The sequence below is a fragment of the Carboxydocella sporoproducens DSM 16521 genome (assembly GCF_900167165.1).
Taxonomy (GTDB): domain Bacteria; phylum Bacillota.
Window position 1 is genome coordinate 21652 of the sequence record NZ_FUXM01000011.1, and the last position, 20009, is coordinate 41660.

At 43.7% G+C, this 20009-nt stretch carries 25 protein-coding genes; 1 reads left to right on the top strand and 24 read right to left on the bottom strand.

Translation table 11 applies throughout. The annotated features are described in order from the left end of the window. From modA to B5D20_RS06105, 24 genes are all read right to left on the bottom strand, one after another. Complete coding sequence (modA, locus tag B5D20_RS05990; RefSeq protein WP_159071946.1) at nucleotides 1-774, bottom strand: molybdate ABC transporter substrate-binding protein; 774 nt, start codon at nucleotides 772-774, stop codon at nucleotides 1-3. A gap of 2 nt (nucleotides 775-776) precedes the next feature. Continuing rightward, complete coding sequence (locus B5D20_RS05995; RefSeq protein ID WP_159071947.1) at nucleotides 777-1118, bottom strand: NifB/NifX family molybdenum-iron cluster-binding protein; 342 nt, start codon at nucleotides 1116-1118, stop codon at nucleotides 777-779. Next, nucleotides 1087-1938, bottom strand: a complete 852-nt coding sequence (locus B5D20_RS06000; protein ID WP_078665325.1) for a radical SAM protein — start codon at nucleotides 1936-1938, stop codon at nucleotides 1087-1089. Before B5D20_RS06000 ends, B5D20_RS05995 begins: the two co-directional genes overlap by 32 nt. Before the next feature lie 74 nt (nucleotides 1939-2012). Further along, nucleotides 2013-2387, bottom strand: coding sequence for a P-II family nitrogen regulator (locus B5D20_RS06005; protein WP_078665326.1), 375 nt, complete (start codon nucleotides 2385-2387; stop codon nucleotides 2013-2015). Between the two features lie 16 nt (nucleotides 2388-2403). Further along, the gene (locus B5D20_RS06010) at nucleotides 2404-2721 is read right to left on the bottom strand and encodes a P-II family nitrogen regulator (RefSeq protein ID WP_078665327.1); all 318 of its coding nucleotides are present in this window, start codon (nucleotides 2719-2721) and stop codon (nucleotides 2404-2406) included. Further along, nucleotides 2715-4070: a nitrogenase component 1 gene (locus tag B5D20_RS06015; protein WP_159071948.1), complete on the bottom strand. Its 1356-nt coding sequence runs from the start codon at nucleotides 4068-4070 to the stop codon at nucleotides 2715-2717. The genes B5D20_RS06010 and B5D20_RS06015 overlap by 7 nt, the downstream gene beginning before the upstream one ends. Further along, nucleotides 4063-5454, bottom strand: coding sequence for a nitrogenase iron-molybdenum cofactor biosynthesis protein NifE (gene nifE / locus B5D20_RS06020; RefSeq protein ID WP_078665329.1), 1392 nt, complete (start codon nucleotides 5452-5454; stop codon nucleotides 4063-4065). The genes B5D20_RS06015 and nifE overlap by 8 nt, the downstream gene beginning before the upstream one ends. 30 nt (nucleotides 5455-5484) lie before the next feature. Then, nucleotides 5485-6837: a nitrogenase molybdenum-iron protein subunit beta gene (nifK, locus tag B5D20_RS06025; protein ID WP_078665330.1), complete on the bottom strand. Its 1353-nt coding sequence runs from the start codon at nucleotides 6835-6837 to the stop codon at nucleotides 5485-5487. Between the two features lie 17 nt (nucleotides 6838-6854). Next, nucleotides 6855-8441, bottom strand: a complete 1587-nt coding sequence (gene nifD / locus B5D20_RS06030) for a nitrogenase molybdenum-iron protein alpha chain (protein ID WP_078665331.1) — start codon at nucleotides 8439-8441, stop codon at nucleotides 6855-6857. 22 nt (nucleotides 8442-8463) lie between these two features. Then, on the bottom strand, nucleotides 8464-9285 hold the full coding sequence (gene nifH / locus B5D20_RS06035) for a nitrogenase iron protein (RefSeq protein WP_078665332.1): 822 nt from the start codon (nucleotides 9283-9285) through the stop codon (nucleotides 8464-8466). 261 nt (nucleotides 9286-9546) lie between these two features. Then, nucleotides 9547-10569 carry a uroporphyrinogen decarboxylase/cobalamine-independent methonine synthase family protein gene (locus B5D20_RS06040; protein WP_242952047.1) on the bottom strand — a complete coding sequence of 341 codons (1023 nt, stop codon included), beginning with the start codon at nucleotides 10567-10569 and terminating at the stop codon, nucleotides 9547-9549. Nucleotides 10570-10631: 62 nt separating this feature from the next. Next, complete coding sequence (locus B5D20_RS14250) at nucleotides 10632-10742, bottom strand: RCKP-type rubredoxin-like domain-containing protein (RefSeq protein ID WP_078665333.1); 111 nt, start codon at nucleotides 10740-10742, stop codon at nucleotides 10632-10634. 17 nt (nucleotides 10743-10759) lie between these two features. Further along, on the bottom strand, nucleotides 10760-11377 hold the full coding sequence (locus tag B5D20_RS06050; RefSeq protein ID WP_078665334.1) for an MBL fold metallo-hydrolase: 618 nt from the start codon (nucleotides 11375-11377) through the stop codon (nucleotides 10760-10762). Between the two features lie 77 nt (nucleotides 11378-11454). Beyond that, on the bottom strand, nucleotides 11455-12072 hold the full coding sequence (locus B5D20_RS06055) for a zinc ribbon domain-containing protein (protein ID WP_078665335.1): 618 nt from the start codon (nucleotides 12070-12072) through the stop codon (nucleotides 11455-11457). Nucleotides 12073-12106: 34 nt separating this feature from the next. After that, nucleotides 12107-12502 carry a hypothetical protein gene (locus B5D20_RS06060; RefSeq protein ID WP_078665336.1) on the bottom strand — a complete coding sequence of 132 codons (396 nt, stop codon included), beginning with the start codon at nucleotides 12500-12502 and terminating at the stop codon, nucleotides 12107-12109. A 175-nt stretch (nucleotides 12503-12677) separates the two neighbouring features. Continuing rightward, a complete protein-coding gene (locus B5D20_RS06065) occupies nucleotides 12678-13187 on the bottom strand; it encodes a zinc ribbon domain-containing protein (RefSeq protein ID WP_078665337.1) in 510 nt (169 codons plus the stop codon). 200 nt (nucleotides 13188-13387) lie between these two features. Continuing rightward, a complete protein-coding gene (locus B5D20_RS06070; protein ID WP_078665338.1) occupies nucleotides 13388-13801 on the bottom strand; it encodes a hypothetical protein in 414 nt (137 codons plus the stop codon). Nucleotides 13802-13814: 13 nt separating this feature from the next. Further along, nucleotides 13815-14147 carry a hypothetical protein gene (locus tag B5D20_RS06075; RefSeq protein WP_078665339.1) on the bottom strand — a complete coding sequence of 111 codons (333 nt, stop codon included), beginning with the start codon at nucleotides 14145-14147 and terminating at the stop codon, nucleotides 13815-13817. Beyond that, nucleotides 14140-14439 carry a hypothetical protein gene (locus tag B5D20_RS06080; RefSeq protein WP_078665340.1) on the bottom strand — a complete coding sequence of 100 codons (300 nt, stop codon included), beginning with the start codon at nucleotides 14437-14439 and terminating at the stop codon, nucleotides 14140-14142. Before B5D20_RS06080 ends, B5D20_RS06075 begins: the two co-directional genes overlap by 8 nt. Before the next feature lies 1 nt (nucleotide 14440). Then, nucleotides 14441-14902 (bottom strand): hypothetical protein, encoded by a 462-nt coding sequence (locus tag B5D20_RS06085; protein ID WP_078665341.1) that lies wholly within the window; start codon nucleotides 14900-14902, stop codon nucleotides 14441-14443. Further along, the gene (locus B5D20_RS06090; RefSeq protein WP_078665342.1) at nucleotides 14889-15236 is read right to left on the bottom strand and encodes a hypothetical protein; all 348 of its coding nucleotides are present in this window, start codon (nucleotides 15234-15236) and stop codon (nucleotides 14889-14891) included. The genes B5D20_RS06085 and B5D20_RS06090 overlap by 14 nt, the downstream gene beginning before the upstream one ends. Next, entirely contained in the window at nucleotides 15236-16078 is an 843-nt protein-coding gene (locus tag B5D20_RS06095) for a hypothetical protein (RefSeq protein WP_078665343.1), read from the bottom strand. Before B5D20_RS06095 ends, B5D20_RS06090 begins: the two co-directional genes overlap by 1 nt. Before the next feature lie 20 nt (nucleotides 16079-16098). After that, on the bottom strand, nucleotides 16099-17478 hold the full coding sequence (locus B5D20_RS06100; RefSeq protein WP_143311826.1) for a sensor histidine kinase: 1380 nt from the start codon (nucleotides 17476-17478) through the stop codon (nucleotides 16099-16101). A gap of 11 nt (nucleotides 17479-17489) precedes the next feature. Further along, nucleotides 17490-18191: a response regulator transcription factor gene (locus tag B5D20_RS06105; RefSeq protein ID WP_174183001.1), complete on the bottom strand. Its 702-nt coding sequence runs from the start codon at nucleotides 18189-18191 to the stop codon at nucleotides 17490-17492. Nucleotides 18192-18376: 185 nt separating this feature from the next. Between B5D20_RS06105 and B5D20_RS06110 the strand changes: the two genes are divergently transcribed. Next, a complete protein-coding gene (locus tag B5D20_RS06110; protein WP_159071949.1) occupies nucleotides 18377-19969 on the top strand; it encodes a multicopper oxidase family protein in 1593 nt (530 codons plus the stop codon). Nucleotides 19970-20009: the final 40 nt, after the last annotated feature.

Below are 20009 nucleotides of genomic sequence, written 5' to 3' on the forward strand. Positions count from 1 at the left end.
TTAGTCCATCCCTTTCTTAAAACCATATTTCGTAAAAATTGCTTGACTTTCCCCTTGTAACAGAAATCGAGCAAATTCTCGCGTCTCTCGTAGATTTGTTGCTTCATTTAATATAGCCATTTGGTAAACGATTGGACTGTGTAGTTTCTTGTCGGCAATAGCAGTAACCTTTAGGTTGTTAAATTTATACACATCCGTTCGATATACTAAACCTGCGTCAGCATTACCTGTTGCCACAAACAAAGCAACCTGGCTGGCGTCTTTTGCAAAAACTATTTTTTCATCAACCTTTTCCCACAGCCCTAGAGCTTCTAGTACCTCCAAACCATATTTCCCCACAGGCGCTGAAGAAGGTAAAGCTATACTGATCAGTTTTACCTCTGATTGTTTCAAATCATTAAAATCTTTAATCATGTTATTATCTTTAGTTGTAACTAAAACCAGTTCATTCCTTAAAAAATTAAAAATTTCAGCAACCTTTTTTTGGCTATACAAATCCTGAACAGGTTCTATCCCGGCTGAAAGAAAAAGGTCTATTTGCGCTCCATGCAATATTTGCTCTTTTAAGGTCTCTGAACCGCCATAGACAATTTTTATCTTAATGTTTTTGTTTTTTTGTTCATATTTTGTTGCCACTTCATCCAGGGGTTCTCTTAAACTGCTGGCAGCCGCTACCACTATAACTGGCGATTCAACAGCATCAGGTTTGACTAACCTGCTCCAACCGCCTATTGTGATAAGTAGGAAAAGGAAAATAATAATCCAGCTTCTCATAACTACCCATCCTTTTCGCATTGGCCAAGATAATGATCAAAAGTTTCAGCAACCATAGGTCCCAGCGCCCAGATCCCCTTAATTCCCTTTTGTTTCAATTTGGTTAAAGCTCCTAATCCAATGCGAACTGCCAGAACCAGCTGGCAGTCGGAAATTAGCTCAATAGTTTGATCCATCAGAGATTCATCCCCTGTTGATACGGGACAGGGTGGCCGATTGGCTCGTATATCCACTAATTTATACCCCTCATCCACAACCTCAAAAATATAAAACTTTCCCGCTCTGCCAAAGTGTTGATTGATAACTTTTCCATCACTGCTGGCCACAGCAAATTTTTTGATCATAATTGGACTCCTCCTCTCCCAGTAAACCGATAGCATCAGCCCGACACTGGCGACAATGATCCATTTGTGGTATAAATACCCTGTTTTGCTGGCGGATTCTTAATAATTCTTCCGGAGAAGGAGGGGTTAAATGAGCAAAATCCGCCTGAGGTATTAATGGCATAATATTCATCACATATACCCCTAAGTCTCGCATTACCCGGGCTATTTCGCTCACGTGATGATCATTTATACCCGGGATTAAAACTGTGTTAACTTTAACAACTATCCCATGTTTTACTGCTGCTTCAATTCCCATCAGCTGGTTGGATAATAACTTGCTGGCACCAGATAGGCCCCGCAAAATTTGCCCTTTATATAAAACCCAGTCATAGATTTGATTCCCTATGGTAGGATCCACAGCATTAACAGTTACTGTTAAACTATCGATTCTCAAAACTTTTATTTCCTCAATATAATCGGGTAGCAGTAAACCATTGGTACTTAAACACTTGAGCAGCCCCGGGGCATGTTCATTAACCAGGCGAAAAGTTTCAAAGGTTTCTTTATTTGCCAAAGGATCTCCAGGGCCAGCTATGCCTACAACGCTAATGCGTTCGTCTTTCTCCAGAATTTCTTTAAGCCTGTATATGGCCTGCCAGGGTTTTAACAAAGTACTGGCCACCCCGGGCCGATTTTCATTGGCACAATCATATTTCTGCGAACAATAACGGCATTTAATATTGCAACGGGGAGCAACCGGCAAATGCACGCGCCCTTTTTTTCCGGCTACTTCTTTATTTAAGCAAGGATGTTCAGTTATTTTTTGTTCACACCACATCTTTACTCCCACCTTTATAAAAAATCAGGAGCCTCAAAACCGAGGCTCCTTTGCCTTCCAGTATCACCGTTTTACTATTTAAGTGCTTCCTTTCCTTTTTCTGAAGTCCTAATCCGTACTACTTCCTTGATAGGACAGACAAAGATTTTGCCATCCCCGTAATAACCAGTTTGATTGACTCTGATAATGGTATCTACAACCTGCTGGACATCTTCGTCAGCAACTATAATGTGCAATAATCGTTTGGGAATAAAGGAGTAGGTCGCCTCCTCGGAATACCTTTCACTAATTATTTCTCCCATTGGCGGATCAATTTCACTTAAAATACCTTTTTGTTTACCTCGACCACTGACACTGTATAAATGAAAAGCATTAAACCCCAAACCATCCAGAGCTGCCTTGGTTTCCTGAATTTTAGAGCGGCGGAGAATAGCCATCACTTCTTTCATAATTTCTCCCTCCCCGCTATAAGCCTTTGCTGCCGGTTCTGATAGTATAAACTTCCTCTACGGGCGAAACAAAAATTTTACCATCACCGATATTGCCGGTTCGAGCCGTATTTTCAATAATCTTAACTGCTTTATCTGCTTCTTCATCCTGAACAACCAGCATTAATTGAACTTTAGGAAGCTCGTCATAAACAATTGGTCCCACTTGAATTCCTTTTTGCCTGCCCCGCCCAAAAACATACATTTTGGTCAAGGAAATAAAACCGGCATTTGCCAGTGCTTCCACTGTTTGTTTTTCTCTTTCCGGCCGGATAATCGCCCTGATCATTAACATTTTGTTTCCCTCCTTAACTTTTTTTGTTCAAGTTCCAGATAAGCGTTGGCCCACAAATCCAGTAACCGCATTGCTCCTTCATAACCTACAATCAACTGACGCTGACTGCCAAATCGGTCATCCACCGGGAAACCAGTCCGAACCAGGGGTATTCCCTCTGTCCGTTCGATATATTCCCCATCCGAGCCTCCAATCAATAAATCAGCTTTACTTTGTCTAACTGCCTGTCTGATTTCGGTAAAATCAGCCCGGTTTAAAATTACAGGTCGTCTGGTTAAATTTCGGGTAAGTTGTTCTAAGCGCTGGACAGTTTCAGGATTATCACCGCCAATACTTAAAACAGCCGGCTGCATTCCCAGTTCCAGGGCAAAGCCAGTTAGGGCCTCAACCAGATCAGCATCTCCATAAATAGCCGGGCGTTTGCCGAAGAGAACTTTGTGGGCATCCACCATGGCATCCAGCAGGCGATTTCTTTCTTTTTCGATTTCCGCCGGCAAGGATTGCAGGCCTTTCAATCTCAGCAGTTGACCCACAAGACGATCGGTTCCTTTGAGCCCGACAGGCAAGGGTATTCGTTCCAAAGGAACAGCAAATTCCTTTAATAAATAATCTCCCACAGTTTCCAGTTTTGAAGAGCTTAATCCCATTTGCATAGTATAACGGGCCTGGGCCAATCTTCGGATTTGAGTTAAAGGGGTACCTCCCTCTGGAATAAGAGGATAAGAGATAGTAGCTCCCCCATCCAGAGTCTCAGAGTAATCAGGAAAGAAAACAGCTTCTACTTCAATGGTTGCCAGCAAGCGCTTGAGATAGCGGATATCGGCCGGTGAAATTATGCCCGGGATCAAGTTAAGATCATAACAGTTTTTTTGTTGCGGGGGCTTAACTAAATGTTTGGCTATCTGGTAGATCGCTGTATAATAACCTTCCAGATGAGTACCAGCATAACTGGGGGTAGAAACAGGTACTACCTCCACGCTGGCTGTCTTTCCTTCCTTTTTCAGCTTCTCAACCATTAGTTCTACATCATCACCGATAGTTTCCGCCAGACAGGTAGTAGGAATGCCAATCATCTGTACCGATTGATATTGACGCAGAATATTGGCAAAAGCTCTCTCCAAATTGCTTCCTCCGCCATAAATGGCGTCTTTTTCTGTTAACGCCGTGGAAGCTATATCTACCGGTTCATTAAAATGTCCGCCTAAAAAGCGTCTCATATAAGTAGCACAGCCCTGGGAGCCATGCAGGAGGATAACAGTAGCTTCCACCCCTTTTAACGCCAGTACCGCTCCCAAAGGCATACACAGTTTGCAAGGATTGACTACAGCTTTGTACTCATGCTCAGCCATAGACATCACTCCTTGTCATCCGGGCAGCAGTTACCAGCTGGGACCAGACCGGGCTGAGCACAGTTGCTGCAACTTCACGGGCAAAATTGAGCATACCCTCATAGCCGGCAAAACTTTTCTTCCGTTCATGGTTAAAATCCACAAACCCCTTACCCGCCTTATAGGCCAGAGGTCGTTCTTTAACACCTCCAACAAGAACATCAGGCTGAAATTCAGCTAAAAAAGCGGATAACTCCAGGGCTCCAGCATCATCAATTATTACTCCTGTGTCTCCAAGCTCACGCTGAATTTGCTTGTATTCCTCAGCTTTCCCCGTCTGAGAACCAGCGATAACAACTTCCATTCCCAGATCCCGGAACATTTTAATTAAAGAGATGGTTTTAAATGCTCCTCCCATATAAACTGCTGCTTTTTTGCCTTTAAGCATCTGCTTGTATTGTTGTAATTCCCAGGTGATTAAATCTCTTTGTTTTATACAAAAACGACGGGCACGATATACGATTTCCTCATCCTGGCTGGCGAAAAACTGAGCAATATCCATCAACGCTTGTTCTGTATCCTGCAACCCGGCAAAACTTACTTGAAGATAAGGAATACCGTATTTTTCTTTCATTTTCCTGGCAAGGTAGGTCATTGATCCGGCACACTGAACAACATTTAATTTCGCCGTATGAGCGCGGGCAATCTCATCTACCCGGCCATCTCCAGTGAGTGTGCTAACCACCTCTATTCCCAGAGCCTCAAGATAGTTTTTGATCACCCAGAGTTCTCCGGCGAGATTAAACTCTCCTAAAATGTTGATACTTAAGGGTGAAACAGGGGGAGGAGCAGGGTGGGTGCCGATCAGTTTCAATAAGGCGTCACAGGCTGCCCGGTACCCTGCTGATTTGTTGCCCATAAATCCTTCTGACTGCACCGGAATAACACGAATTCCTGTTTCAGCTTGAATTTGCTTGCAGACGGCCTGCAAATCATCGCCAATGATTCCGGCAATACAAGTAGCATAAACAAATACTGCCTGTGGCCGGTAATCGCGAATTATTCCGCGCAAAGCCCCCGCCAATTTGGCTTCCCCGCCGAAAATCACATCTTTTTCCTGCATATCGGTGGAAAAACTGTTACGATACAAATCCGGTCCGGAGGTTAGACTGCCACGAATATCCCAGGTGTAAGCAGCACAGCCTATTGGCCCGTGAACCAGATGAGCCGCATCAGTTATTGGGTTTAATACCACTCTGGCGCCACAATAGACACACCCTCTCTGACTTAAAGCCCCTGCCAGGGAATTTACATCACAAACAACATCTGCTTCCTTATCCTTACGCTGGTAGCAGATTTGTTTTTCCCGGTCAGGCAGCAGGATATTTTTACAGTTTAATGCCATAATCTTTCCCTCCTTTCCGGAATAGAAACCTTACTGAACCAGCTCCAATCTGTGTTTTTCAATAAACATATCTTTCCAATCAAGCAGGGTATTGCCAATACGCTCGGCCAGCCAGGCCATTCCCCGGTAACCAACTAGAGGAAAATGCTGCAAATTAGCCCGATCCAGGACAGGAAAACCAACGCGAACCAGAGGTATTTTTTCTTCCCGGGCGATAAATTTTCCGTAGGTATTGCCCAGCAGTAAATCTACCTTTTCTTCCTTAATCCAGCCATGCAAAGTAAATAAATCCGCTCCATTTGCAACCCTGGCTTCAGGAGTCAGGGCCTCAACCTGCCGTTGCCAGCTGTCACTCCTGGTTCCGGTTACTACATAGGCTGGAATCAGGCCCAGGGTTTTGGCCATACCCACCAGCGCCAGGGTAAGGTCGGGATCTCCATAGATAGCCACCCGTTTACCATACCAGTGAGCATGGGCATCCAGTAACATATCCATCAACCGCCCTCTTTCCTCTTCCAATTCAGGCGGAATTGGTTTTCCTGTATATTTGGCCAGGGTCATCAAGAATAGGTCTGTATTTTCAACCCCAATCGGCACAGGTAGCACTTCTAAGGGCACTTTAAATTTTTCTTCCAGATACTCTCCAGCTAAGAGATTGGCTTCTTCTCCCAGGGCAATGGTAACCTGAGCATTGGCCATATCTTTAATGTCTTCGGTCCGGGTGCCACCGTCCTGATAAAGCTTTAATTCTCCAGTCATGGGCGCATCCAGCACACCGGACACATCCGGCAAGACAATAGCATCAATATCCATCAAGCTCAAGATGCGCTTTATTTCCCGCACATCACCAGGATTAACAAAACCCGGAAGCAAATTGATCCTGGTATTTTTTTCTCCTGGTGTGGCCAGGGCTTCTACCGCTGCTTTGATCATATTGGCAAAACCAGTGATATGACTGCCTACATAACTGGGCGTACTGGCACTGAAGATAATCAAATCTTCCGGTACTTCCCCTGTTTTCTTCAGCTCGGCAATAATTCCAGGAACATCATCCCCAATGGTTTCCGCTGAACAGGTAGTGTGCACAGCCACTACCTGCGGTCGATATATCTTAACCAGGTTTTTAATACCCTGCTTTAAGTTGGCACTTCCCCCAAAGACCACCTGGCCTTCAGAAAAGGAGCTGGTTGTACAGAGGGCCGGTTCCCGAAAATGCCTGGATAAATGCATGCGCAGATAAGAGGCACAACCCTGGGATCCGTGGCTGTGAGGCATACAGCCATGAATCCCCAGAGCCGCATAAACGGCTCCAATGGGTTGACAGGTTTTAACGGGATTAACGACTAATGCTTCCCGCTCAACAGCGTAATTGACTGCCTTCATCTTTTTTCCCCTCCTGTTTACATACTTGCCCAGGGTGGAGTAATTTGTTTCCACAGGGGATTGTTAATAGCCATATCCATATCCCGGGCAAATTGGATTGCTCCTTGAAAGCCAGTATAGGGCCCGCTATAGTCGTAAGAATGGAGCTGGCGGGAAGGTATGCCCATTTTCTGGGTCACATACCGGTCCTTAATCCCGGACAAAAACAGATCAGGTTTAATTTCTTTAATTAGAAACTCAGTTTCATAGTGGTTAAGATCATCTATTACAAAGGCCCCTTCTTTCATGTGCACCATCATGCCTTCGTAATTCATCAGGTGGTCAGGTAGTTCATGTTTTTTGCGCTCAATAAACTGTTCATCAAAAGGGGGTTTATGGCCTGGTTGCAGCTTAAAGGTATAATCATCAATGGTTTTATGATAGGGATGGGGTTTGATTTCAGGAATGATTTTTCTACCCTCATAATCATCCCGGTGGGCAAACTGGTAGCCCGCCATAATAACTTCCATCCCTAAATCAGCGCAAAGCTCCTGATAATGATGAGAACGGGAACCACCGGTAAAAATCATAACCTTTTTGCCTTTTAGCCGTTGCCGGTAGTATTCCAGTTGCGGCTGAATGACCGCCAGTTCCTCGGCTATCACTTTTTCCGTATTAGCGGTTAATTGTGGATCATCAAAAAACCTGGCCATTTCCCTTAAAGATCTAATGGTTGCTTCAATACCGATGTAGTTAACTTTCAACCAGGGCACTCCATATTTTTGCTCCATCATCTGGTTGGAATAATTGATGGAACGGTGACACATCAGGATAGATAGTTTAGCCTGATGAGCTCTGGCCAGGTCCTCGTATTTGGCATCACCGGTAAACACGCTGACTACCCGGTAGCCGATTCGCTCCAGCAAGGGCTTAATGACCCAGACATCACCCCCGATGTTATATTCACCGAAGATATTAATATCAAAAGGAGTTGGATTTTCCAGTTCCTGAGTCCCTACAACCCTGGTAATCACTCCGTTATTGGCAATATGGTGGCCTGCTGACTGGCTTACGCCTTTGTACCCTTCACAGCTGAAAGCCAGCACTTTAACCCCCAGTTCCTCTTCGGCCTTTTTTGCTACGGAATGAATATCATCTCCGATTAAGCCCACAGGGCAAGTAGCATAAATCCCGATGTATTTAGGTTTAAAGATTTCATAAGCTTCCTTTATCGCCTGATAGAGCTTCTTTTCTCCACCGAAAACAATGTCCTTTTCCTGCATATCAGTGGAGAGGCAATAGTGATTGAAATAATCATAACCTTCTTCGGGAGTGGCAAAATTTCTTCTCGTGTTCCAGGTATAGAAACCGCAACCAATCGGGCCATGGGTTATATGCAAAACGTTTTTGATCGGTCCCATCACCACTCCTTTACAGCCGGCATAAGTACAGCCCCGGTTGGTCATAATGCCAGGAATAGTGGAAACATCCGCCAGAATGTGCTGGTCAGGAGCAGCCGGGTCAATTACCACCATATGTTGTTTTCTTTCCTTGGCAATTTTAGACGGATAATGTTCTAACATCTTTTCAAGGATCTGCTTGTGCCTTGCTTTTTCTATAGCCATAGTTCCACCCCTTCTCAGTTTGTTAATCCAGTAACCCGTATTCAATCAGCAATTTCTCCAGCTCATCCTGATGTAGAGGAGTAGGAATAACAAACATGTCATTTTCATCGATATTTTTTGCCAGACTGCGATACACATCAGCCTGAGGGGCTGTTGGGTCATAATCAATCACAGTCTTTTTATTGATCTCAGCCCGTTGCACTATATTGTCCCTGGGTATAAACTGAATCAGCTGTGTTCCCAGTTTTTTGCAAAAAGCTCTGATCATTTCCTCTTCGTTTTCAACTTTTCTACTGTTGCAGATAATACCACCGAGACGCACCCCGCCCTGGTGAGCATATTTACGGATACCCTTGCAAATGTTGTTGGCCGCATACATTGCCATCATTTCCCCACTGGTAACAATATAGATTTCCTTGGCCTTGCCTTCCCGAATCGGCATGGCGAAACCTCCGCAAACCACATCCCCCAGAACATCGTAGAAAACGTAGTCCAGCTCCTGTTCATAGGCATCCAGGTTCTCCAGCATATTAATGGCAGTAATAATACCCCGACCGGCACATCCCACCCCGGGTTCTGGTCCACCGGATTCCACGCACTTAATACCACCAAAACCCAGTTTCATAATATCTTCCAGCTCTACCATGCCCTCGCCTTCTTCCCGCAACACATCCAGTACCGTTCTCTGGGCCAGCCCATGTAGAATCAAACGGGTGGAATCAGCTTTGGGGTCACAGCCCACAATCATTACCTTTTTCCCTGCTTCCGCCAGAGCTGCCGTCAAATTCTGGGTGGTTGTAGACTTGCCTATCCCGCCTTTTCCATAAATAGCTATTTGTCGCATTAATATCGCCTCCTGAATTGTTAAAGTATAATTCTTCGCTCCTCTCCAACAAAAAACGGAGTCATTCGCAATTGCTTCGCGAATGACTCCGTTGCCACAGTAGGCACTTCCCTGCACCCTATTTTCATTTGTTAATGCAAAAAAGGCTTTTCAGAATCCCACCTTCTGAAAAGCCCCATCGCCTTGGAGTACTTCGTCGTACTGAATTTTACAATGCTATAATACAACAGGTTGTTATTGTTGACAACAGTTTAAACAAATTTATACTGTATACTTTTCCTTCAATTTCTTGGCCAGTTCCTTTAACAACCGAAAGGCCCTGGTCACGGTGGCATCCCCATCAGCATTGATCAAACAACAGCGAGCCGGAGCCAGCCAGGCCTGTTTTACTAGCAGCTCCCGGTCTACACCGTGCTGGGCCAGATAATCCCAGTATTCCTCCAGTTTGCCGAGCAAATAAGGCAGGGCATATTGCTCCTGTTCAGCAGTCAGGGTAGGAATAATTCCCCAGGCAATAATTCCGCCCCGTTCCAGAAAGGCCTTGATTTCCCCGGTATAGCGGGAGAAAATGCGGCCACAGCCCAGGGCATCCAGGGATAAAATATCCAGCTCAATCTCCCGCAGCAGAAAGGCCCAGTCCGGGTTGCCGCAGAGATGCACTCCTTTCGGCCCCTCCAGCATGGTGAGAAAACGGGCGTAATCCTCCCTCGCCCTCTCACTGGTATAGCCGGAAAAGGAACCGAAGATTATCTCCAACCCCGGCTCGTCCAGCCAGACAAAAGCATTGGGATTTTTGGCCGTCAGTTCCCGGTACTGGACATTCACTTTTCGGGCCACGAAATCGAATAAGAGCTCCCGCACTTCTGGATGATAGATGATGGGCTTACGCTCCTCATCAGTGATTTTCAAGCCCATGCTGACCGGGCCAATAGCCTGGCCCCGAATAGCCTGGTAAGACTTTAAATCCCGGGCCAGAAAACGGCGGTAAACCACAGAATATTTTTCTGTCAAAGTAAAGTTATTTTCATCTTCTGTCAACAAAAGATAATTCTCCAGTTCATTATAAAAAGCTGGCAGACTGAAATTTACCCTCTGGTTCTGCTCGTCAATGCTGATGCCGGGAAAATGCTCGGTAATCTGTACATACATATCCTCATAGTAACTCACTTTAGGCAATTGCGGCCAGAACGGAATATCCAGGGACAAAGCCAGATCCAGAGCTTGTTCAATGTCGGTGTGGGGCATAATGCCCATTGCCGTTGTCGCTAAATCTCCCTTCAACACAAAAACCACCCCCACCATCATTATAACAGATAGCAGGGAGTGGTCCTGTGTTTTACATCACATTACTGTTCCTTTTTGACAAAGGTGTCTTTGCCCTCGCACTGGGGACACTTTTTCGGCTTACAGCGCCCTTCCTTTTCATAACCGCACTGGGTGCACTGGAATACGGCCATCTTCGCTCACCTCCTTCTTAGAGAAAAGGATTGCTGACCTTTTCTTCCCCAATGGTAGTCTGAGGCCCATGCCCGCAATATACCTCTGTCTCATCGGGCAGGGTCAGTAAACGGTTGCGGATGGACTGCAGCAGCTGGGTATAACTGCCGCCGGGAAAATCGGTGCGGCCGATACTGCCGGCAAATAAGGTATCACCGGCAATAACAAACCCATCTCCTAGCAGGCAAATCCCACCGGGTGTATGGCCCGGCGTATGCAGAACTTTCAACTCAATTTGCCCCAGGCGAAGGATATCCCCCTCTGCCAGGGTCCGGTCGGCTGGTTTGAGGGCCAGATTAAACCCCATCAGCAAGGATAGATTCCCGCGGCTGCTGGTCAGCATTTCCGCATCCAGGCTGTGGATTAGCACCTCGGCTCCTGTAGCTTCCCTTAACTGGTCATTGCCAGCCACATGGTCGTAATGCCCATGGGTATTAACGATATATTTCAGCTTCAACCCCTGTTTGTTCAGTTCCTGCAGAATCCGGGGGACATCCCCACCTGGATCCACAACCAGCGCTTCCCGGCTTTCCTTATCGCCGAGCAGATAAAAGTTGGCTCCCAACATACCCACGGGAAACCAGGTAAAAATCATTTCCTTTTCACCCTCCTTCTTTATTAATCATAACAAAAAACAAGGCCGCTTTCAAAATTCAGCGGCCTTGTCCATTATTACACAGTTTGTGGTTCAGCATTAGGGGTATTTGGGGCTTCATTTACAGTTTGTACCCTGTTTACAGTAGTTCCGCAGGCAGGACAGTGCTGCCAGTCAGCATTCAAGCCCTTTCCGCATTTTACACAATAAGCCCGGGCCTGATTGTTTTTAAAGAATACACTCTTGTTATCTCCCTCGGTGAGATACTTTTTCAAAAAGACTACCAGTCCCACTACTAATCCAACAATCAATAAAATGGCAAATAGGTATATGGCAAAATTGAAAATCCCTGTCAGCAATCCGGTAAAATCCCCGTTTTGCAAACCAAAACCTGATGCGTTGGTCTGCATGTGATTGGCCATGCCAGTCATAACACTTGGGTCATAAGGCATATGTCCCACACTGCCGGAAATGTTGAACTGCCCGTATACCGGCATGTGCCCCATGGGCATTTGTCCCGTCGCCATTTGATCCATTGGCATTGGCCCCATTGGCATTTGAGCCATCGGCATTGGCCCCATTGCCATTTGGTCCATTGGCATTTGTCCTTGGGACATAGAACCCATCATATCCATATCCATTCCCATGTTGTTCATAGAGCCACCAGAACCGCCCATTCCGCCCATCATCATCATCGTCCATTCCTCCTTTTACTTACTTCTATTTGACTTACATCATAGGCATGTTGGACATACCACTATTCATATTGGCTTTCATTTGCTCGTGTAATTGATGTAGCGTCTGCCGCATTTGCTGCATCTGCATTCTCATCATTTGCATGTTGTAGTACATAGCAGGTAACATATTATTGTAATATTCTGCTTGCCCCTGGTTCATCTGGAAGTGCTGTGGCATATTCCCCATATAATTGTGATTGGGATAACCTTCAAATGCCTGACCCTGGTACTGAACAACCGCAGCTCCCTGTTGCCCGTGTACCATTGCCAAACCGCCATGGGCGCTACTGTCACCACCTGATATGGCCTGGATTAGATTTAAGCCCAGAATACTGAAAACCAGACCTGCCAGGGAGACTACCGCCAATCTAAGCCACCTGTTATCCATATTCTCCAACACCTCCTTTCTCTAGTGCATTGGCATCTGGTAATAGTTATGCATTGGTCGACCATACGGCATATAATTCATATGCCCGCCTTGATTAATGAAACCCCAAGGGCCAAAAAACAGATCAAGGATAAGGTTTAAGATGATTATCGCAATGAAGGAAAACAAGGCTAATTTAAACCACTTGTTCATTGTTCTTCCCCCCCTCTTTGTTGTTTTCTATTGCCTGGCCGCAGCTGGGACAATATTCCCATTCGGCCAATAATTCCTTACCACACTGGAAACAGTCTTTTTTCAAACTTTCTTTACACCGGGGGCAAAAACGAAATTCTTCCGTTAAGCGTTCTCCGCATTTGGGGCATACCAATTGATTCCCCTTCATTTTGTCCACAAGCAGACTGAAATCGACAGTATTAAACTCGGCCAAATACTGTTTACCCCATTCGTACAATCCTGCCAGGACCCCTACCAGAACCAGTATCCATAAAATTTTGATTGTTAAATTGATCAAACCAAATAATAATCCTCCTATAGCTACACCTGTAGCCGCTGTTCCTGGTAAATATTCCCTATACGTTCCTGGAGTTGAAGATATCTGGGAAAAAATCAACCATAATAAAAGTACCCCACCCAACACAATTACTACATTTTTCCAGTTGGTGTTGTTTTCTTGTGGCTTACCCATCCCTGTCACCTGCCTTTCTGTAGAAAAGTCAGCAGTTCTTTACATTTGTCCTGTAGTCAAATGATGAATGAAATATCCAATTGCGCCTATGATCGCCAGGGAAACGACTACAATTGCAGCAATCATTCCCTTGTTGTTCATACCATTACCTCCTTTCTTCTCTTGCTCTAGTTTAATCCTAAAACAACGTTATGGAGTTTTTATGGAGAATGGGAAAAATCTGCGAAAAAAATTTTTTCCATCTGATTAAGCTGATTCTCCATAACTTCCAACTGCCAATCCATATTCGCAATAATAGCGCCATAATTAACCGGTTGCATTACGGGCGAAAAATTACTACTGTTGCCATGATTATGATTCTCCTGTCCTGCTCCAAGAGTTTGTAATACTCCTAACGAAAATACGCTCAAAAACAAAAACGCAGCTGAAATATAGGCAAGCCGTAACCATTGTGGCTGTTGCCCTTTAGAACGACCTGTTCTTTTTCCAGTTTCTGGTTCAGCCCAGACCAGCGTCCGGTCAATTGCCTTCAATGCCAGCAACCCCAGACCAATTACCATTACCACTATCATTAAATAAACATATAGATTTCCCACCTGAGCCAGGTTATACATATCCTTCACCCCGCTAAAACCAAAGTACTAACAACAAGACCACTCCACCGGCTAAAATAGGTACAAGCAAAAATATTGCCACAGTAGTCAAAAAAGCCATCCCTTCCAGCAATGATGTTAATAGATGGTGTCCGGATAAATTCCCCATACCGTGGTCTTCTGCTCCCTGCCTTAGTAAAATAGCTGGCGTGATTTGCCCGGCATGATGGACTTTCATCATCCCTCCCATACTCAGTCCCATACCGGTCATCTGTTCCGACAGGTTTTGCCGGTTAGCAAACAAACCGGCCAAAGTTAGAAAGCCAAATAAAATCACCAGAATCCAAAAACTCGATTTTTTATCCATTCTTTCGCACCCTCCTCATCTTGAGGATGGCCCCAATAAAGGCTCCGGCAAAAATCGCCGGGAATACCAGAGCTCCGGTTTTGGTCAACAAGGCACTGACAAAACCATGATTTTCTAAAGCCCAGCCCATGAGAGAGTTATGCATGGCACTCATCATGCCATGCATCCACCTCATCGTTTGTTCCTCCGTCGGTCCTGGACTAAAAAGGGATATAATCACTCCGGTCATGACAAAAAAATAAAAAGTAGCACTAAACCAAGCTAATAATTTATACCAGCTTTTTTTTAACATTTTATCCTTCCCCCAGTTCCAGCGGTAAACCGTGGGCCTTATCGTATATGTGCCAAATTATTACCGGCACTGAAATAAGGGTTAAAAGATCATGGATTACTACTGCAAAAGCAAGAGTAACATGAGAAAAACCTTCACAAACCCAAATCAAAATTCCGCTGAAGGCAAAAAGTAATGTTGATACCAGTACGAAAATACCCATCCCTGATTTTTTTACCACCAGCCAGGCAGTACTTCCCTGATAATGACCTGATAACTTGGTTACCTCAATGAAAACGGCGACTAGAGTCAGCAGTATAAATACTGCGGCCAGAGTCCGGTGTAAATAATCGGCCCAGGCCAGTTGATAATCCATCAACCAGCCAGTTTTAGCCCCCATCAACACCAGGCCGCTAATCAGCAATAAACCGAAGACAACTGCATACAACCAGTGCAGGAGAAAATCAAGCTTAATTTCTTTCACTTGCCGCCTCACTCCCACAATAGGGACAACAATTCCAGTGGTTCCCCAATGTCTGCCCACAATTTAGACACACCCTCCTGCTGTCCACCTGCCTAACTAATTGTTGCCACAGCGGTCCAGCCTGTTCTTTCAGCAAACTGTAAAACCCGTAAATAAACATTCCTACCAGAACAAGCATTAATAACTGGATAACAACGTTAATTATCCCTGTATATTTGACCATCATCTGATTGGGACCGAAGAGCAGGGAAAAGAGTAAATCAAAAAAGATTAATCCTAGTACCAGTACCAGCAAGACCCTTATGAGCTCATTATTTTTCAGTTCACTTAGCATCAGACATCACTCTTTCCTGCCTGCGCCTGGGGTTTAAGCAGGCTGTTAATAAACCCGACCAGGGAAGCAAAAATACCGAACAGAGATAAGAACAAGATTCCATAAATTACGTATACTACTGAATTGACGTTGAGTAAGTTAGCTAAACCACCCAATCCTCCTGTATGGCTGGCGTTCTGATGTCCGCTGGCCATCTGATTGTTAGGTTGGGTATTGGGTTGGGTATTGGGCTGGATATTGGGCTGGGTACCGGGATATTGATATGGCACATAGTTCTGATAAGGTTGGACCGGATAAGGATATACTGGATAGTAATAGGATTGAGGCTGTTGCGGTTGAACCAGGTAGTAATTTACACCGGCTTGCCGGGTTTGGTTTATATCCTGAGCCATTGCTTTTTGCGCTATATCCAGCAAAGTTAACCCCTGGGCCATCTTGTAAATACCGGTATGGATTTTCTCCATATCAACCCCATCACTTTTTTTCGTCTGTCCCCCATTCTTCTCCCCGGGCAAATCTCCCGCCTGTGGCTGGCTATCATACATTTGCCCACCTAAAATCAACTCTGCTCCCTGTTTAATAATTGAATTTGCTTCCTCCATTTTTTTCAAAGTCTCTTCCGGAGCGGCGATTTCCTTAACAATAATCTTGGGGGTTTGTTCGCTGGCATCTTTTGGCTTTTCTTTCGGTATCTGTTCTTGCATCTGGTCCTGGTTCTGTTGCTGCGCTACATTATGCCCATTGGAATTACCGTGATTGAACCCTACTAAAGCTCCTCCCACTGCGACAATTACTACCAAAACAACAATTAACGACCCCAAAATCCACTTTAATACCCTCATTCTTTTTTCCTCCTTTGTTTTTATCTATTGGGTATGGTTACAATAACTTCTGTCCCCTTCCCCACCTCACTGGTAACCTGTATTTTCCCTTGATGAGCCTCTACAATAGCCTTGACAATAGCCAAACCGATACCGGCACCTCCGGTAGAACGAGCGCGGGAAGCATCTGCTCGATATAAACGGTCAAAAATATAGGGTAGATCCTTTTTAGCAATACCTATACCGTTGTCATTTACAACGATGTGGCTCAAGCCGCCCCGTTGAAACACATTAATAAAAACCTCACCACCTTCCGGAGTATATTTCAAACTATTGGTTAATAAGTTAACAACAACTTGCCCAATTTTTTCCCGGTCAGCAATGATTTCACACGGCTGCCCGCTGAAAGTCAGGGCAATCTTTTTTTTATAGAAATCCCGTTGAAAATTAGTTATAATGTTATTTACCAAACTTGACAAATCAAACTTAACTTTATTGAGTTCTATCTGTCCGGTATCGTATTTATTAAGTTTTTCCAGATCATTTACCAGACTGGTCATTCTTAAAATTTCCTCATGACAGCTGATTAACCGTTCTCTGGTTGGCTCCCAAATCCCCTCTATTAAAGCCTCTAGATGACTTTGCAAGGTTGCTAAAGGTGTTCGCAGCTCATGGGCTATATCTGCAGTTAATCGCTTATTGCTTTCCTCCTGTTCTCGCAAATCCTCTTCCAGTTGTTTTATTGCATAGGCCAATTCTTTTATTTCACTGATTTTAGTATCGATCAATTTATCGCGAAAACTTTGCCGTCTTGACGCTATCTCTTTAGCCGCTTCTACTATTGCCCCTAATTGACGGCCCATTGTTTCAGAAATTCGGGTACTGAACAATAAAACCATCAAAAAAGAAATTCCAGCTATTACTAGCAACGATTTATTCAATGAATTTAAGAAAAGGATGTCATGTTCATTTAAAAAATAAGTATCATAATAACTAATTGTTAATTTCCCAATGGACAAATTATCCGGGCTTTTAAGCGGATATTCTTTAGTAATCAACGAAGGCTTGACAGTTTTAAAATATACCCCTGCCCGTGCCTGGATCTGTTCCAGCGTCTGCCGGTATGTTTGTGGATCAATCTGTTGCGGTGACCACAGGGTCTGACCCTGGCTATCTGTTAGAGTTATTAAATAACCTTTCGCCAACATTTCCTGACCTGATTTGCTGATTTGCTCCCGATTCCATTTACCATCCCTGTAAAATTCGGTAAATTCTTTTACAATTTTAAGATGTTCCTCACTCTGCAGTTCATGGATATAATTTAAAAAATGCTCGTTGATCAGCATGTGCGTGGCAAGGGTAACCAGAAAAATTGTCACTACCGCCAATGCACCATGGGTTAACAGCATCAACCAGCGCAAACGCAGAATTATCAGCCTCCTCCTCCGAATTTATAACCAAAGCCATGCACTGTTAAAATAAACTGAGGGTGTTTGCTGTCCTTTTCAATTTTCTGTCGAAGATTTTTGATATGAGTATCAATAGCACGTTCATTACCGGTGTAATCATAACCGAAAACCCTGATTACCAATTCATCCCGGCTAAAAACCCGTTGCGGGTTTTTACACATGGTTATCAAAATCTTGTATTCACTGGGAGTTAAATTTATATGTTTCCCCTCCACTTTAACTTCATGGGTAATTGTATCAATTTCTAAATAGCCATTGGCAAAAGTCAATTTATCTGACTTTATCTGCTCAGAGTCATCTGTCCTTCTTAATATTGCTCTCACCCGGGCCATTAATTCCTGGGGGCTGAAAGGTTTGACAATATAATCGTCTGCCCCTAATTCCAAGCCATTGATTCTGGATTCTACCTGACTTTTAGCAGTTAGCATAATAATGGGAACCCCGGATTTCTTTCTTATCTCCATACAAACTTTTTCACCACTGATATCAGGCAACATTAAATCCAAAATAATCAAGTCGGGATTAAATAATTGAAACCTCTTCAACGCCTGGCTCCCATCAAAGGCACAATCTACCTTATAACCTCCTTTTTGCAGGTAAGAGGTAATAACCTCAACAATTTTTTTCTCGTCATCTACTACCAGGATTTTCTTGGGAAACGCCAAATTTATCACCTCCTGTCGTAGTTTCAATTATTTTAGTGTAGCTAATTTCTTTCTACGATAATATTCAACAACAAATTTGTGTAGATTTTATGTAAAAACCGTGAAAAATTTGCGAACTAAGTCACTTTCTCTACACAGAATCTCCACATTCGACATGTAAAATGATGTCAAAAGGAGGTAATGCTATGCACAGGATAAACAGGCGCGATTTTTTAAGATATTCCGGCTTTGCAGGATTTTCTTTGCTCACAGGAGGAATCGGAGCTATCCTTGAAGGCTGTACCATTCACTCAACCAAAACACCGAAAAGTTTTGTCACCCCTTTGATTGTTCCTGACACCGCTGGACCTCTAGCTCTTTATAAACCCGATTCTGAAAATTTTAAAATAGAAGCAGGTACAGCGAAATTAAAAATCGTCAATGAGAAAGAATCTTTATTAAATGTATATAAAATAAAACACCAGGAAAAAACTCTAATTAACCCAACAATATTGGTGCAAAAAGGCCAGGAACTCAGGGTCACCCTGGAGAACGGTCTATCCGAAGATACTATAATTCACTGGCATGGTTTAATGGTGGAAGATAAAATGGATGGTCATCCTGCTTATGCTATTAAACCTGGTGAAAGGTATGAGTATAAATTTAAAGTGAAAAATCGTGGTGGTACATACTGGTATCACCCTCATCCAGAAAACCTTACTGCAAAACAGGCATATAAAGGATTAGCGGGAATTCTACTGGTTGAAGATGATGAGGAACTGCAGCTGCGTCAATCTCTGGAATTGGAACTGGGAAAAAACGACATACCTCTGGTAATCCAGGATAAGCGTTTTGACCAAGCAGGTAACATACTATATAACCCTGATGATATGGAAAAAATAATGGGTTTTCATGGAAACAAGGTTCTGGTAAACTTAACTTTAAATCCGCTCCTCAAAGTAGCCAAAAAATTTTATCGTTTCAGGATATTAAATGGTTCTAATGCCAGAATCTATTGTTTATCGTTGCATAGTGAACAGCGAAGGGATTTTATCCCTATCTACTTAATAGGAACTGATGGTGGTCTTCTTGATAAACCATACAAAATTAATAAATTTTTTATCTCTCCAGGGGAAAGAGCTGACATACTGGTTGATTTCACCTCATTCAATACCGGTGAGGAATTGTTTTTTAAAAGCCTGGCCTTCGACCCTATGGACAATGAAGATGCAGAAAACATGGATAATATGGGTATGCAACATGATTCATTAAAAGCAGGAGAAGAAATTAATATACTCAAAATTGTCATCCACCGGGAAACAGAAAAAACGTTTAAAATTCCCCAAAACTTATCTAGCCTAAAACCAATTAATATTAAGGATTCATTGACCAGAAAATTCAGGTTATCATTTACAGGTAAACAGTGGCAAATTAATGGTCAAACTTTTAATATATCGCAGTTTCCTGTAATTGTTAAGAAACACAGCAAAGAAATATGGGAAATTGCTAATGATAAAAAAAGCATGCCTCATCCGATGCATTTGCATGGTTTTATGTTTCAAGTTCTGCAGCGTTTGAATAGCCCGAAACAAGTACAGGACCTTGCTATTGACCAAAGTGGTCGAACCGCTATGGACCTGGGTTGGAAAGATACGGTTTTAATTTGGCCAGGGGAAACAGTAAGGATAGCCATCGACTTCACCCATGATTTCACCGGAGATCAGGTTTACCTGTTTCATTGCCATAATCTCGAACATGAAGATCTCGGCATGATGCTCAATCTAAAAGTTAAAGAATAAAAAACAAAAGCCCTCAACCCCTTCTTTCGGTACAGGTTGA